General features: G+C 58.6%; 7 protein-coding genes. All 7 read right to left on the bottom strand.

Annotated features, from left to right (window positions below; all coding sequences use genetic code 11):
- Positions 1-568: 568 nt before the first annotated feature.
- Positions 569-3,913 carry a glycosyl hydrolase family 95 catalytic domain-containing protein gene (locus L6439_RS11610; RefSeq protein WP_213471490.1) on the bottom strand — a complete coding sequence of 1,115 codons (3,345 nt, stop codon included), beginning with the start codon at positions 3,911-3,913 and terminating at the stop codon, positions 569-571.
- A 39-nt stretch (positions 3,914-3,952) separates the two neighbouring features.
- On the bottom strand, positions 3,953-5,149 hold the full coding sequence (locus L6439_RS11605; protein WP_213471489.1) for a glycoside hydrolase family 88 protein: 1,197 nt from the start codon (positions 5,147-5,149) through the stop codon (positions 3,953-3,955).
- On the bottom strand, positions 5,146-7,536 hold the full coding sequence (locus tag L6439_RS11600) for a helix-turn-helix domain-containing protein (protein ID WP_168177960.1): 2,391 nt from the start codon (positions 7,534-7,536) through the stop codon (positions 5,146-5,148). Before L6439_RS11600 ends, L6439_RS11605 begins: the two co-directional genes overlap by 4 nt.
- Positions 7,537-7,710: 174 nt before the next feature.
- Positions 7,711-8,535: a carbohydrate ABC transporter permease gene (locus L6439_RS11595; RefSeq protein ID WP_213471529.1), complete on the bottom strand. Its 825-nt coding sequence runs from the start codon at positions 8,533-8,535 to the stop codon at positions 7,711-7,713.
- 66 nt (positions 8,536-8,601) lie between these two features.
- A complete protein-coding gene (locus L6439_RS11590) occupies positions 8,602-9,573 on the bottom strand; it encodes an ABC transporter permease (RefSeq protein ID WP_213471488.1) in 972 nt (323 codons plus the stop codon).
- Positions 9,574-9,636: 63 nt separating this feature from the next.
- Entirely contained in the window at positions 9,637-11,352 is a 1,716-nt protein-coding gene (locus L6439_RS11585; protein ID WP_237096829.1) for an extracellular solute-binding protein, read from the bottom strand.
- 129 nt (positions 11,353-11,481) lie between these two features.
- The gene (locus L6439_RS11580; RefSeq protein WP_237096828.1) at positions 11,482-14,904 is read right to left on the bottom strand and encodes a M60 family metallopeptidase; all 3,423 of its coding nucleotides are present in this window, start codon (positions 14,902-14,904) and stop codon (positions 11,482-11,484) included.
- Positions 14,905-14,922 lie beyond the last annotated feature (18 nt).

Here is a 14,922-nt window from a genome sequence, read left to right as displayed (position 1 = left end):
AAAAAAACAGCATTTTTCCCCGTTTGCTCCTGAATTGGAGACAAATCAGATAAAATGATGCAGCCATGCAGGAATTCTACCGATTTTGACCGCCAGGTCGATAAAATACTGTAGTTTTGCAGGATTCCAAGTAGTCGCTCTCCTTTCATAGATGGGAGATCTCAAAAAACCAGGGGCCATCGCCCCCGGTCTAATGAAAGTACGGCCGCGAGCAGAGTCCTTACGCACCTGCCTGCCATAAAAGCATGGTGAGCCCCGCACTACAGTAGGGCAGCTACCTAGAAGCACTAGAATACTGGCATTGCGCTATCAACGCTATCATGTAACCCATTCTGCAACCAGGCGGCCTCCGCACTCCTGTCGTAAAAGCAACGGGCACGCGCAATCATACCTTCCATCACCCGTTGCCACAGCAAACTCTTCCTCTCCCTTAGCACTGCCCCGATATTAGTTGTAAACAAAGCCTGTCAGCAGACAGAGTCACTCGGAGTAAATTTGCACGGCCTTGTTGCGACCACGGGGACACGACATTCAGCGGCAACATCATAATCAATGATGCAGATCGATCTCATAAATAGGGATAGCTCTTGTTCACAATCAATACATTCACCCGCCACGGCAAGCCTTCGCCGGGGCGGAACCGGATCGCCGCGCAGCCGTCCCGTCTCTGCGCGATCGGCACAATATCCGTCGCGAATTCGCCCGCCCGCAGCGGCCGTTCCGGCTTCCAGACGCTCTGCCCTTCGATCTCGATGGTTGTATACGAAGGGCTGGCGCTGTCTCCGGAGACGAAGAGCAGATCGTAGCGGCCCCGCGGCAGCTCGATCTGGAGCGTCGCCTCCTCGGTCCCGCCGATGAAATCCCGCCGAAGCTCATCCGGCGTCCCGCGGTCCTCCGCGATCAGCTCCCCGGCAGCCGCCCAACCGATACCCGCATACGGCGTGAAGGCCATCTGCGGCGTTAACGGGCGGAACTCCTGGCCCACGATGCCGTCCATATGGACCTGCCTCGGCAAGGCCTGCCCGTAATCCTTGGTCCGCGCCCCCGGACCGCAATCGATCCGGTAGGCGGCGAGGCGCGATTCCCGATAATTGCCGGCATAATAATCGAAGGTGAAATGATCCAGCATCTGATAATGCCGCGTGTCCCGATCCTTCCCGAGAAAGACCCGCCGGCCCGTATGCGCCTCGCGGACGCGCGGTGAGCTGCGGTCCGGACCCGGCATACCTGCTTGATCCGGAAAATCGGATTCGCCCGCCGCGCCGGACTGGCCTGTCACACCTGACTGAACCGCCACGCCAGACGGGGCTGTCACACCAGACTGAGCCGCCATCCCAGACGGGGCTGCATCACCAGACTGACACGCCATACCGATCTGCCTCGTATCACCAGGCTGAACCGCCACACTGGACTGGCCCGCATCACCCGGCCTACCGTCTGCCGACCGGCCTTTCGCGCCCTCGGCTCCCTCCTCCCCAGACAGAAGCAGCGAGAGACCGTCAACCGTCATCTCCGCTGGATACACGGCGTACTCTCCGCCGGCCTCCGTGTCGAAGACGAGCCGCCCCCGCTCCAGATGATGCGGAATCCGGCTCCACCCGGATTGGTCCAGCCGCGCCACAGCGGCTTCCGCCTCCGGGCCGAACGGATGGACCAGCACGGCCCGCTGGCCCGCCTGGCTCTTCAGCCGGACCCAGGCCGTCCGGCCTTCCCTCCGGGCGGCGCTGACCTCGAACGCGCCTGCCGCCAGCAGATTGCGGAAGCTGCACTCGTCCCACTTGCCATAAGGGCGAACCTTGTGTTCAACCTCATGCGCATACAATCCGGCCATCCGTTCCGGCTCCGGCTCCCCTGACGGGATGGCCGGGAACACCTCGATGGCGCCGGACCAGCTTTGCAGCAGCATTTCGTTGATGGCGGCGACCACCTCCCCGGAAGCCTCCATCATATGGGGATGATAAAGCGGTTCATTCGTAATATTGCAGTAGTTCATCCACCGCTCCGTCTCCTCCGCGAACAAGCCGTTGCTCCGCAGCGACAGATCGGTGCCCTGCTCGTAGAGCAGCCGCAGCGCGGCGTTCCCCTGGCCCAGCCGCGAGGCGGCGCAGGAGAGCCAGCCGAACTGGAACACCCCGAATTCGGTATGATGCTCCGCATACCGAAGCGTGTTCTCCGCCAGCTGCCGCAACTCCGGCGCGCTCTGCTTGCTGAACTCGCCTATCGGGTAGATCGGCATGAGCAAGGAGGGATGGCGCAGATGCATGTCGGCGGGCGCCCATTCCGAATCGCGCAGCACGCAGCCGTAGCGCTTCGACTCGCCCGTCGGATAAGGGGCCAGCCGCTCCGCCAGTTCGCTCCAGCGGCGGCGATCCTCCTCCGCCTCGCCCAGCAGCCTGTTCGCTTCAACAGCGATGCGAAGCAGATGCTTCACCGTCGACAGCGTGCTGACCGAATTCCGCGTCAGCGGCCCCTGCTCCGGCGAGATATCGGGGAAGACGCCATACATTCCGCTCTCGCCGTCCGCCTCAACAATCGCTTCGCAGAAGCGCAGAATGCGCTTGAACAGCGGATACGCCTTCTCCTTCAGGAACTCCCGGTCCATGCTGTAGCGGTAATAGTCCCACAGAAATTGCGCGCACCAGGGCCAGATGCTGTAATACAGCGCATGCGGATAATCGCCCGCGATGCCGTCCAGCCCGTAAAATTCCCGTGCCATCCGTTCCGCTTCCCCGGCATGGGAGAGCAGCCCGTCATGGAACGCTTCGGCGATCTCGAGATGATTCGCCGTATAGAGCGGCCAGAAGGCTGCCTGAATATTGACGTCCCAATACCACATGCTGCCCCATTTGGTCGGCTGCTTAATATCCCACAGGCCGTTCAGACCGCAGGCCTGCTCGGCCATTCTCCCGCCCTTCCCGCTGCTGCATGCGATCGCATACAGATTAATATGCCACAGATCCTCCAGCAGCGGATCCGGCAAGGAGACAGAAGAGCGCTCCCAGAAGCGCGTCCAGTGCGCCCGATGGCTCGCCTTCAGCCGCTCGATCCGGGCCGACTCCCGATTCAGCCGCTCGAGCGCGGCGGTCTCCAGATCCGGCGCCTCGGTCATGACGGTCGTCAGCAGCGTCACGGATGGGGCGGCGTCCTCAAGGCGGATTCGCATCCCGTCGGCGCTGATGTCCGCTATCCCCTTCGCTCCGGCCATTCTCGTCATGACGAGAAAAGTAAACGGATCGTACGCATCCCGATCCTCGCCGTCCGGATAGAAGGAGCCCCGATAGCAAAAGGTCGTGTCGTCGACCTGCCAATAATCCGCGGCCAGCTCCGCATATCTCCGGGCCGGAAGCGAGAGCGACACCGCTTCCAGCAGCGAGGGCGATGTCTGCCGGATCTCGCACAGGACATAGTCGCCGTCCGGGGCGACTATCGTGCAGGCGTCCAGCTCATCCTCCCCCTGCTCGATCCGCAGCCGCACGCATGCCTGCTCGACATCAAGCCGCAGGGCATAACGGTTGGGGTCCGCCAGCTTCGCGGACGGGAACAGCGCGAGCTCCCCCGTCCCATAATGTGACACGCCGCCGGCCGGCTTGCCGTAGCGGCGGTGCAGATTGTGCTCCGACAGCGCGTCGCCGTACAGGAAGAACGGCTCCCGCTCCGGATCGCGGTACATCTCGCGCGCCCGTGTCTTCAGTTCCTCATAGGTGCGGCCATACATCTTCCCGTAAGGGCGCGGCTCTTCGCGGCGGTACGAGTGGCTGTAGCGGCGAAGCTTCCGGTAATAGACCTCATAGTGATTCATCGCCAGCGACAGCTTATTATCCTCGAAAAACATCATTCCGCCGAAATGCCCGTTGCCGAGCGGCAGCGCCTCGTTCCAGCCGCTCGGGGCATTTTCATAGATTACCGTATGCATGATGCCGCCTCCTTCGCCTGCTTCGCTTCCATTCGCCGCCTACCAATAGCCGCGCCAGTCCGTTCGGGCCCGCACCAGCGCCTCGAAATAAAAATAATCGCCCCAGATGCAGCATTCGTCGACGCCGTTGCCGAGCGGCTTGCCGTAGACGGCATGGAGGAGCACTCCGTTCGATTCGGGCCGCGCGGCCGAAGTGTAGCGCGCCGCCAGCGAATCGAGCGTCAGCAGCGCCGCATTCTCATACAGCCGGCGCTGTTCATGCGCCAGCGGCAGATGCTTCGCCAGCTCCATCATCCCGCAGGCTGCGATCGCCGCGGCCGAGCTGTCCCGTTCTTCCTCTCCTTCGGTGAAGATCAGATCCCAATAGCAGACATAGTCATCCGGCAGCCGGTTCAAGTAATAATGAGTCACTTTCTCCGCATGCTCGAGCAGCGCCGCCTCCCGGGTATAGCGGTAACTTAGCGGGAGCCCGTACATCGCCCACGCCTGGCCGCGCGACCAGCAGGAATCGTCGGCATAGCCCTGCGCGGTCTTGCCGTACTTCGGCTCGCCCGTCTCCGTATCCATATAGAACGTGTGATACGTCGAAGCGTCGCCGCGAATGAGATAGGTCGCCGTCTGCCGGATATGGCGCTCCGCCGCCTCGTGATAGCGCGCATCCCCGGTCATCTCGGAAGCCCAATAGAGCAGCGGCAGATTCATCGCGCAATCGACGATCATCCGCCCGCGCTGGCCCGGATGATTCAGATTGCCCCATGCCTGAATGATGCCCGCCTTCTCGAAATAGCGCTCCATCAGCAGGTTCGCGGCCTCCAGCGCGAGCGCCTTCGCTTCCGTATTGCCGGTGAGCTTGTAAGCGGCGATGCAGGACAGCGTATAGAGGAAGCCGAGATCATGCGTCCCGGTCGCGATCCGCTGCTCGATCCGCTCCTTGTAGCTCTCCAACTGCTGCTCGGCCGTGTTCCGGTACTTCGCCTCGCCGGTCACTTCATAAGCCAACCAGAGCATCCCCGTCCAGAAGGACGAGGTCCACTCGGTGTTCCCGATGGCCGGATAGATGAGCTTGACGCTGGCCGGCGCCGGGAACCGGCGGGCGAACGGCTCCAGATTGCGATCGATTTGGCGAAGCACATATTCAATCGCCTGATCGCATTTTTCTGTGCTCCATACCGCTTGCCCGCTCACCCCGAAGCGAAGCGGATCCGCGATCGCTTCCCGAACGATATTCGTGGTCATAGATTAGCCTCCTTATCGCGTTCGCCAGAGGAACGCTGAATGCTGATGCGGTACTTGCCCGGCGTCACCCCCTCCAGCTTCTTGAAGGCCCGAATGAACACGACGTCATTCGTATACCCGACCAGCTGAGCGAGCTGCGCATTGGTGAGAACGGACTGCGCCATATGCGCCTTCGCCAGATCAATCCGGGCGCGGGTAATGTAATCGGTCAGATTCTGATTGCTCGCCTTCTTGAAGAAGCTGGACACATACTGGGGCGTCATGCCGAAATGATCCGCGATCATGGCAAGTCCCAGATTCTGATCAGACAGATGAAGATCGATCATCTGCATGATGTCCGCCAGGAGCTGCTTGCCGTGATCGCTCCGAGCGGTCTGGAAAGAGGCCGTAAGCCGGGCGAACAAGCGCTTCGTCTCGGCGTGCATCTCTTCCACGGTTTTATAATTGAACAGATTTTTGATCGGATCGATATTCGGACCCAGCAGCGCTGTATGATCCGTATTGGTTGAATTCGTAATCTTCAGGAAGGTGCTCATAATATTGAAAAACAGGCACATCCCCAGCTCGAATGTCGTCTTGGCCGCGTTGAAGTTCATCTCGTAAATATTGTCGAGCAGCTTCCCGACATTGTCGGTATCCCCGCTCTTCACGTGGTTGACCAGTTGCGCCTCGAACTCAAGCGGATAATAATAATGGGGGGTCACATCCTGTAACTCGCCGAAATGGATGACCGCATTCCGCCCCCGGAACATGCGGTAATCGAAGGCCGCCATCGCTTCCAGATAGGCATGGCCAATCTGGGCGGGACCCTCATGAATGCCGCTGACCGCGATCGTCAAGGAGATGCGGAACCGGCGGTGCATCATGTCCAGCAATTGCTCGGCGATCTCGTGCAGATCCTGCTCATGAACCTCCGTCAGCGCAGGATCGAAATTGCAGAGAAACCCTATCCGATCCCGCTCCAGCTCGACGGCATAACCGATATGGCGGGCCTGAATCAGATCGGTTCCGATGTTCGAGATAATGAAGCGAATCTGCGTCCACTTCGCCTCCGTTTCCTCGCTCGCATACCCCGCAATATCTTCCGCCTGCACGATAAAGACGGCGAAGCGATCGGACAGGAACTCCATATTCAAGAAGTCGAACTGAGACTCGAGCGGCTCCCGATCAAGATCCACATACCCCCGGATAAGGCGCGAGAGAAAATTGCTCCGGATGACCGGAGCCTGCTGCAGCAGACGGCTGCGCAGATGCTTCCCTTCGAGCAGCGTCCCCTCGATTGATTCGCGGATGAACTCATACTCATTTCCCGGCCGCCTCCGCTCCGGCTTGCCTTGGATCAGGGCGTCGACCATTCGTTTGACGGGACTATAATGGCGGTAAGCGAGCCAGTAAGCCGTCGCCCCTCCGCAGGCCAGCGCCGCGATCAAGACGAAGAGCGCGATCCGCTTCATGCTCTCGACCCGCTGCAGGAACCGATCCTTCGGCATCACCGACACATAATGCCAGCCGGCCTCCGCGGATGAAGCGTAAGAGACGATGCTATCGGTACCATTCCAGGCGTAATCGAATAACCCGGAGCCCTTCGCCAACCGCTCCGCCATCTCGTCAGGCACCGCAAGGCCGGGATCGGTAGCCGCGATAATCTCCCGGTTAGGGTTCACGATGAAGATGGTGCTGTCGTTCGCCAGCTCGATCTGCTTGAACATTTCCTGCACCTTCTGCTCGTCGATCAAGACGACCAGCGAGCCGCGCGTCCCGCTCACTTCATAGATTGGAAGCGATTGCACATACGTGATCACCTGAGCCGGGCTCCCGCCATTGACGGGATCCTGCAGCAGCGCAGCCGAAGGCAGGTAGGCCATGCTGTGATAGCCATCCAGCATCCCGGAGCGCCATGCTTCCTCGTCCATATCCGCATACGCATAATACTTTTCATAGAAGGTGCTCGCGTCGGTGCGCAGGCCCGGCTTCAGAATCAGGTCTCCCGCCTGCAGATGGACGTAGAAATCCTTCACGAAGCCGCTGGCGAAGCTCTGGTAGCGATTGAGATAGTCACGCACGAACTCGACCTGCTTATACGACTCCTCGATTGCCGTTCCGCTGGAGCTGAGCAGGGCGGTCAGCTTCGGATTCAAGGCAACCTGCTTCGCGAGAATATCCAGCTCCTTCAGCTTATGATCCATCGATAGCCGAAGCTGCTCCAGCATGGCCGAATTGGAGCGTCTCGCATTATTTTCGAGCACATCCTCCACCATTGCATAGAGGAACAAGCCCATGGTGACCGGAATCAGCAGCAAGCACAGATTCGACACAATCATCGCCGTCAAGACGCGGCTTAAGCTGCGTTTGCGAAGCTTCAGAAGAAGGTTCACTATCGATCGCATGATGATCCCTCCGCTTGTTGAATTTGGAATGAATCATGTATCCTTCGTGATCGATCCCCCATTCCCTTCCTCTCCCTTTTGATTTGGGACCGCCAATCCTCGAAGCCGCCGGGCTTGCATCCTTGGCACCAGGACTGAGATGCGTCAATCGCGCCGCTCGGCCCCACTGCTGAACTACTCTTTAATCGCCCCGATCAATACGCCTTTGACAAAATATTTTTGCAGAAAAGGATAGAGCACCAGAATCGGCAGCGTCGAGACAATGATCGTCGCATACTTGATCGTCTCCGCGATCGCAATCCGATCGCCAGCCCCGGAATCGGTCATCATGCTGTCCGTCGAATTCGTAATCAGAATCTCGCGCAGCACAAGCTGCAGCGGGAACAATTCCCGATCGCGCATATAGATCAGGGCGCTGAAGTAGGAGTTCCAATGCCCGACGGCATACCATAGAATCATGACCGCGATGACCGGCATCGATAACGGAATGATGATGCGGAACAGAATGACGAGATCATTGGCCCCGTCGATGCGCGCCGATTCCTCCAGGCTGATCGGAACGGACTGGAACCCGGTCCGCATAATGATCATGTTGAAGGTGCTGATCGCCCCCGGTATAAGCAGGGCCCAGACCGTATTCAGCATGCCGAGCTTGTTGATGAGCAGGTACGCCGGAATCAGTCCCCCGCCGAAGAACATCGTAATGACAATCAGCAGCATGAGAATATTTTTGAAATACAGATTGCGCCGCGACAGCACATAAGCCCCGATAGCCGTCAGGAGCAGGTTGATCGCCGTGCCGCAGGTGACATAGAACAGCGTATTCCGGTATCCCGTCGTAATCATCGGATTGTCGAATACGGCCTTATACGCGCTGAAGTTCAGCTCCAGCGGCGCCAGCAGCAGCCCGCGATGCTGAGCGAGCGAGGCCGGACTGCTCAAGGAAGCGAAGCCGACATAGATGAACGGATACAGGGTTACGAAGCAGAGCAGGAGCATCACTATCGTATTGAATCCGGTAAACACTTTCTCCCCCAGCGAGGTTTTCAATGGCCCGCCTCCTCTCTACCATAGTTTGTGCTCGCTGACCCGCTTGCTGATCGTATTGGAGACGACCAGCAATATAAAGCTGACCACCGAGTTGAACAAGCCGACCGCCGTCGTGAATCCATAATCCGAATCGAGCACCCCTCTGCGGTAGACGAAGGTGGAGATGACATCCGCCGTCTCGTACGTAAGCGGACTGTACATGAGCAGCACCTTCTCGCTGCCGACGCTCATCATCGATCCCATGTTCAGGATGAACATAATGACGATGGTCGGCATCATGCCCGGAAGCGTAATATGGAGCACCTGCTTGAAGCGCCCGGCCCCGTCGATCTTGGCCGCTTCATATAAGGTCGGATCGATCGTGGCGATCGCGGCCAGGTAGATAATGGATCCCCAGCCCAGCCCCTGCCAGATGCCGGAGCCCACATACAGCGTCCGGAACCAGCCCGGCTCCGACATGAACGGAATGCTGTCCACTCCGAACAAGCCAAGCAATTGATTAATCAGCCCGTCCCGCGCCAGAAAATCGAACATCATCCCCACCACGACGACAATCGAGATGAAATGCGGCAGATAAGAGATCGTCTGCACCGTGCGCTTGAAAATCCGGCCCCGAATCTCATTCAGCAGCAAGGCCAAAAGAATCGGTGCGGGAAAGGCAAACAACAGCTCGTAAATATTGATCAGGATCGTATTGCGAAGCAGGCGGCCGAAGTAATAGCTGTTAAAAAAGTTCTTAAAATGATCGAAGCCGATCCACTTGCTGCCCCAGATGCCGTCCGCGACGCTGTAATCTTTGAAAGCCATCAGCAGGCCGTACATCGGTCCGTAGTGGAAAATGGCGTAATAAGCGATAACCGGAAGCGCCAGCAAATAAATATACTTATTCCGCTTCAAGTCCTTCTTGATAAGGCTCCGCTTGTCGGACTTGCGGCCGCGTTTCTTGGCCTTCTTGTCGGGCTGAACCGCCGGTGGTGAAGCTGCCATCCGTGTCCCCACTTTCCTCGTTGTTATGGAAGAAGCGAGAGAGAATCTCCCGCTTCCCGCCGGTTAACGTTGGTTGTAACGCTCCAGCGCGTTCTGCTGAATCCCGATCGCTTCCTGAAGCCCCATGCCCTCGATGGTCTTGACATATTTGTCGAAGTTATCAAGCGGCTCCTGCCCCATAATGAACTTCAAGTACATCTCATCCTTATAGGTGTTGATATCGTTCATAATGGAAGCATAGCGGCTGCTCTCTTCGCTGTTCGGGGTCGTGCGCGGCAGCTTCAGCTCCAGCGTCGGCTCCGCCCAGATCTCCTTCGACTTGAGCTGGTCCGGAGAGGTGGTATATTGCTCGTCGAAGCGGATATCGAGCATGAACGGTCCGCTGAACGTCGCGCGGTTATGCTGGGACATCGACTGGATCAGCGGAAGCCCGTTAGGATTGTTCAGCACCTCCCGCTTGAATGCCGGCTTGCCGTTCTCCATCGTGTAGCTGACGCCTTCCTTGCCGAAGTTGAACAGCAGGGTGCCCTCCTCCGAATAAGCATAATCAAGCCATTTTACCGTCTCGACGGGATTTTTGTTGCTCGTCGTAATCGCGGCCCCAATCCCCGTATACGCGAAGTCCTTATATCCCCAAATCTGCTTGTCGCCCTTCTTCATGACGGGATACGGAGCGGCGACGAGATGGAAATTCGGATCCTTTTCCTTCATGAGCGTATTGTAGTTCCCGATCCCGCTGCCCGTATACAGTACGGCCGCGCCGATCTGCCCGCCGGTGATCTTCGCTTCCAGCAGCTTCGCATCCGTGGTGGCGAAGTCGCGGTCCAGCAGCCCTTCCCGGTACCATTTGTTCATCAGCGTCAGGAACTCCTTGAACCTCGGATCCGTCGGTCCATACTTGACGGTGCCGCCCTCCTGATAGAATCCGGCATTGATGCCGAAGGCGCCCAGGAAGGCCGTCGAAGCGTCCACATCGCCTTTGGCCAGATAGAGCGGAATCTCGTCGGCCTTGCCGTTGCCGTTCATATCATTCTCTTTGAACGCCTTGAGCACGGTGTACCATTCATCAATCGTCGTCGGCATGTCCAGGTTCAGCTTATCGAGCCAGTCCTGCCGGATCGTCGGCCCGAGAAATACTTTCAACCGATCATGCGAACGAATGAACGGGAACGCGTAGATGCTGCCTTCATCCGTCATAATCTCCTTCTTCCAATCCGGATGCTCTTCCAGCACCTTCTTCAGGTTCGGAGCATGCTGATCAATTAGGTCGTTCAGGCGGATGATTTTGCCGTCCTTGATCGCTTTTTCGGGGCCCCCCGGATAACTGGTCCATGAATATTCGATGACATCCGGCAGCTTATCCGAGGTCAGCATCAGATTGAACTGCTCCTTCGCTTGTTGTCCTTCCGGCGGATGCTGGAAGTCCACCTTGACCCCCGTGACCCTTTCCAATTCCTTGTAAGCCTCGATTTCATTGTAGCTTTTGAGCGTGGCGGAGACTTGGCTGACCATCTGAACCCAATACGTCAGATTCGTCAGCTTCTCGGGCGGCTGAGCGCCGTTCGCCTCTTGCGCGTTCGATCCGGAACCGCCGCTGCAGGCGGCCAGCGTTAGCGCCAATAGGGCAGCCAGAATCGCGATGCCTGCGCGTTTTGCGCGATGCCGATTCACGCGACGCCACGGATGAACCCGCTCTGAGACCTTACATACCTTCGCTGGATTCATTTGCTGTAATTCCTCCAATACCTTCGGCACCTTCAGTTCCTTCGGTTCCTTCATTCACATGCCCCCTTCACCTGAAATGTTCTCCTCTCTTGCCTTACTCTTTTTACGATACCGGAATGCTCCGGTCCTTGAATACTCCCGACTTTACCGCCGGGACCGTATGAATTTAAGATCGGGGACTGCTTATTTTAAAAATGGGCTGACGATTTTTAAGGTAATCCGGCGTTCTTCCCTATACTGGCGCGGGTTGCTCCTCTGCTTCCAGAAGCAGAGAAGCCATCCTTCCCTGCGGAAGAATGGCTTCCAATATGAATGTCGATTCTGCGCATCTTGCAGTTGCGCAATAAGGCGAAGCAGTTCCCCGGCTGTCTGCTCGTCGATATGCTTGCCGGACTGGGCCTGAATGAACTGCTCCAGCGCCCGATATGTGTCCAGGTCGTTCAAGTCCCCCTTCTCCACCTTCGCATGACTTTTCAACGCCTGAACGATGCCGCGATTCGTAATCCGCCCCTCGGCCTCCGCCCGATCCATCGCCTCATACAGATCCTGCACCGAGACCGCCTTCACTACTGTGAAGGCAAGAGTTGCTTCACGAATATTCCCTGCATGATCAGACGCCGTAATCTTCAATTCATGACGTCCTGCCGCTAGCTCCGACGGAACGATGATATAAGGAGCCTCCAGCGGAACGCCATCCAGCAACACCGTAATCGCCTGCATGCCGCTCAAGGCGTCAGTCGCCGCAATCGGCAGCGTGACCGGGGCGCTGCCATAGACGGTCTCTGTAACCGAGGCTTCAATGACAGGAGCCGTGCGGTCGATCTTGACGCTCGCCATCACCTCGTCGCTCGTTACTCCGGAGAGCTGTCTCACCCTGGCATAGACGTTCGTCACGCCCTCGGCGTCGATCGTGAACGGCTCCCGGTATTCGATCCATGTGCCGTCCTCCCCGATCTTGTACTGATTTCTCAAGCCGGAGCCTTCCTCTATCGGAGCGGGGTTAGCCACCTTTACCTCCACCTTCTCCTTGGTCCACTCCTGATCAGGCGCAAGCTCAATGACCGGCGCCTCGATGCCTTCGCTCTCGCGCAGCTCCCAGATCGGCTGCGAAGGCTTCGGCAGGTTCAGGGCCGCGATCTGGGCCTTCACGGTGCCGGGCGTATATTTGACGAACCATTTATCGAAAAATTCGGTCAAGTCCTCCCCCGCCGTCTTCGAGGCCATGACGACAAACAGGTCAATCTTGGCCTGATTGTCCGCCGGAAGCTGATTCGCCGGCATTTCGCGATAAGCGCGGTGCAGCTCGCGATAGAAATCCCAGCCGTAAGCCAGCGACAATTGGCGGAACAGGACCAGGTTGACGAACAGATCCTGGCCGGACTTGCCGTATACGGTCGCGGCCGGATCGCTCTGCTCCAAATAATCCCGGGCGCGATCATAGAAATCCTGGCCTTCATGATTGCGGGTGAGCAGATTGCTTGGATTGCCAAACTTCTGCTGCACGTACAGGGAGTAAATATTGACCGTCACTTCCCCGGTGACGTCCCAATTCCACGGGCCCTGCTGATATTCATGCCCGGTCTCATGCCAGAAGCCCCAGCCATTGCGCGTGACCCGCTCGATATCGACCGCATGCGCCGCCGACGGATCGATCTGGAACATAATCGGGTAGCCCGCATGCATGAAGCCGGCGCTGATCTGACGGTCCGCCACGTAGCGGAACGGAAGATTCACGCTGCGATGAGGCAGCGGCGCATCCGGAGACAAGCCGGCGGCTTCATCCGTGTAGTCCACGATCCGATCCCATTGCTCCAGCAATGGCTTCGGAGTGCCGAGATTCCGCACATATTCGGAAGGCAGCGTCAAGATGACCCGGCGGCCTTGCAGCTCGGCCCACGGCGCCGGGCGCTGGCTGATGGCCGATCTCCACTCTTCCTCCATCGTCTCGCCGAGCACATAATAAGGAGCCTCGACCCCGCCCTCAATCGCAATCTCCTTCCGCACGCCTGCCTGCGGCTTCGTCGGAATGAGATAGAGAAGTCCGCCGTACGGGCTGCGAATCCGATTCTCGCCCGGCGCCAGCGTCTTCCGCTGGGTGACGACCGGAATGCGCTTCCATACGTTTTGGCTCGTCAAATTATCCGTATGCGCCCCCGCCTGCACATCCAGCCCGGAAGTTCCTTCGGGAGCATGAATCGTCAGCCATTCCCCTGCCGGCGCATATAATCCGGTGCTGATCCAATTTTTCGGCACCGTGCCTTGGCGCAAATCATCGAAGGTCGAGTAGTCAAAATCAACGGTGACCGTCTTCTGCCGCACTCTCGGCGCATCGGCGGGAACGGGGCCCGGGAAGTTGTCGGCATACGGGGATTTGGGAGCGTCAAGCTGATTGCCGACGAGACTTAACTTATACGCGAGCAGGGCGCTGGAATAAGGAGCGAGGGAGCGGTCGAGCGGGAAGCTCAGATCCGTGTCCAGATGCTCGGCATCCTGCTGAATCCGCGCATACATCGGACTCTCAGGGGTCAGGCCGCCGAAGGTGCCCCCGGTGATGGCTGCCAGCACCTGCAGCTTCTTCTTCGCATCGGCTCCCGCCGGGCCTATCCCGAGCTGATTGGGATCCAACTGCCCGGCTTCTACGAGCTTCGCTTGATCGACGAGAGCAGCCGCGTGATAATGGTTTGCCGCCTCTTCCGTCAGCCTGGGGAGCGTCTCCGTCTTCGTGGTGGCTGTATTGTTCATCAGGCCGAGCCCCATCCGGTTCAGCAGCCGCTGCAGAGGATAATCCTCGCTCAGCTTGGCCGCGCGTCCCTGGTACGTCTCCCCGAGGAACACATTCGGATATTGCTCCATGACCCATCCCTTCATCGCCACGACGATGCTGCCCCCACGCTCCACGTAGGAAGCCAGCGCATCGATCTCGTCCTGCTTCATCGTCGCGTCCACATAGGCCACCGGGTAGCGGGCGGGATCCAGATCGAACGCAAGGAAGGAATCACTTCTCACCACTTCAATCGGATAGCGGGAATCTGCGGAAAAGTTCTTGCTTGTCGCCGTGAGCAGAGGCAGCGTGCCTGCGCCGTCGAGCGCATCCTGGTACGTGAGCGGCTCCGCTTGCTCGGTGGCCCAGATGAGGAGATTGCGAGCGACCGTGCGGCGTTCATCGGTCATATCGGAGGTGAATTTGAAGTAAGAATCGTCCCCGGCGACGACGACCCGGCCGGCGCCGTAACGGGCAGCCGCCAGAATCGGCGTCGTATCCGGATTGGCGGCCAGCACGAAGGCGTTGTCCCCGATGGCGGCGACGCCTCCATTGTAGGTGGCCGATACGGAAGGATATCCCCCCAGGTCACGGTAGATCACATCCAGATCATGCTGCGAAGCTGTGCGCGCCCCGATCCCGCTCCCGGGGTCGGTTTGCGTCCGCGACTTGGCGGCGGAGCCGTTGTCTGCAGCATATGCGTCTGCGGCGGCGGAGCCCTTGTCTGCGGCATATGCGTCTGCGGCGCCGGCCCCTGTTACAGGCTGCCCCATCAGCATGAACAACGCCAGCGCGCATGCCGCGATCCGCATCCGTACGCCTCGATTTCTTTTACTCAACATCATCCATCCCCTTTGCCTCGT

This window comes from Paenibacillus dendritiformis, from assembly GCF_021654795.1.
Taxonomy (GTDB): domain Bacteria; phylum Bacillota; class Bacilli; order Paenibacillales; family Paenibacillaceae; genus Paenibacillus_B.
The sequence above is the reverse complement of the archived record's forward strand: the minus strand, read 5'-3'. Positions and strand labels throughout refer to the sequence as shown.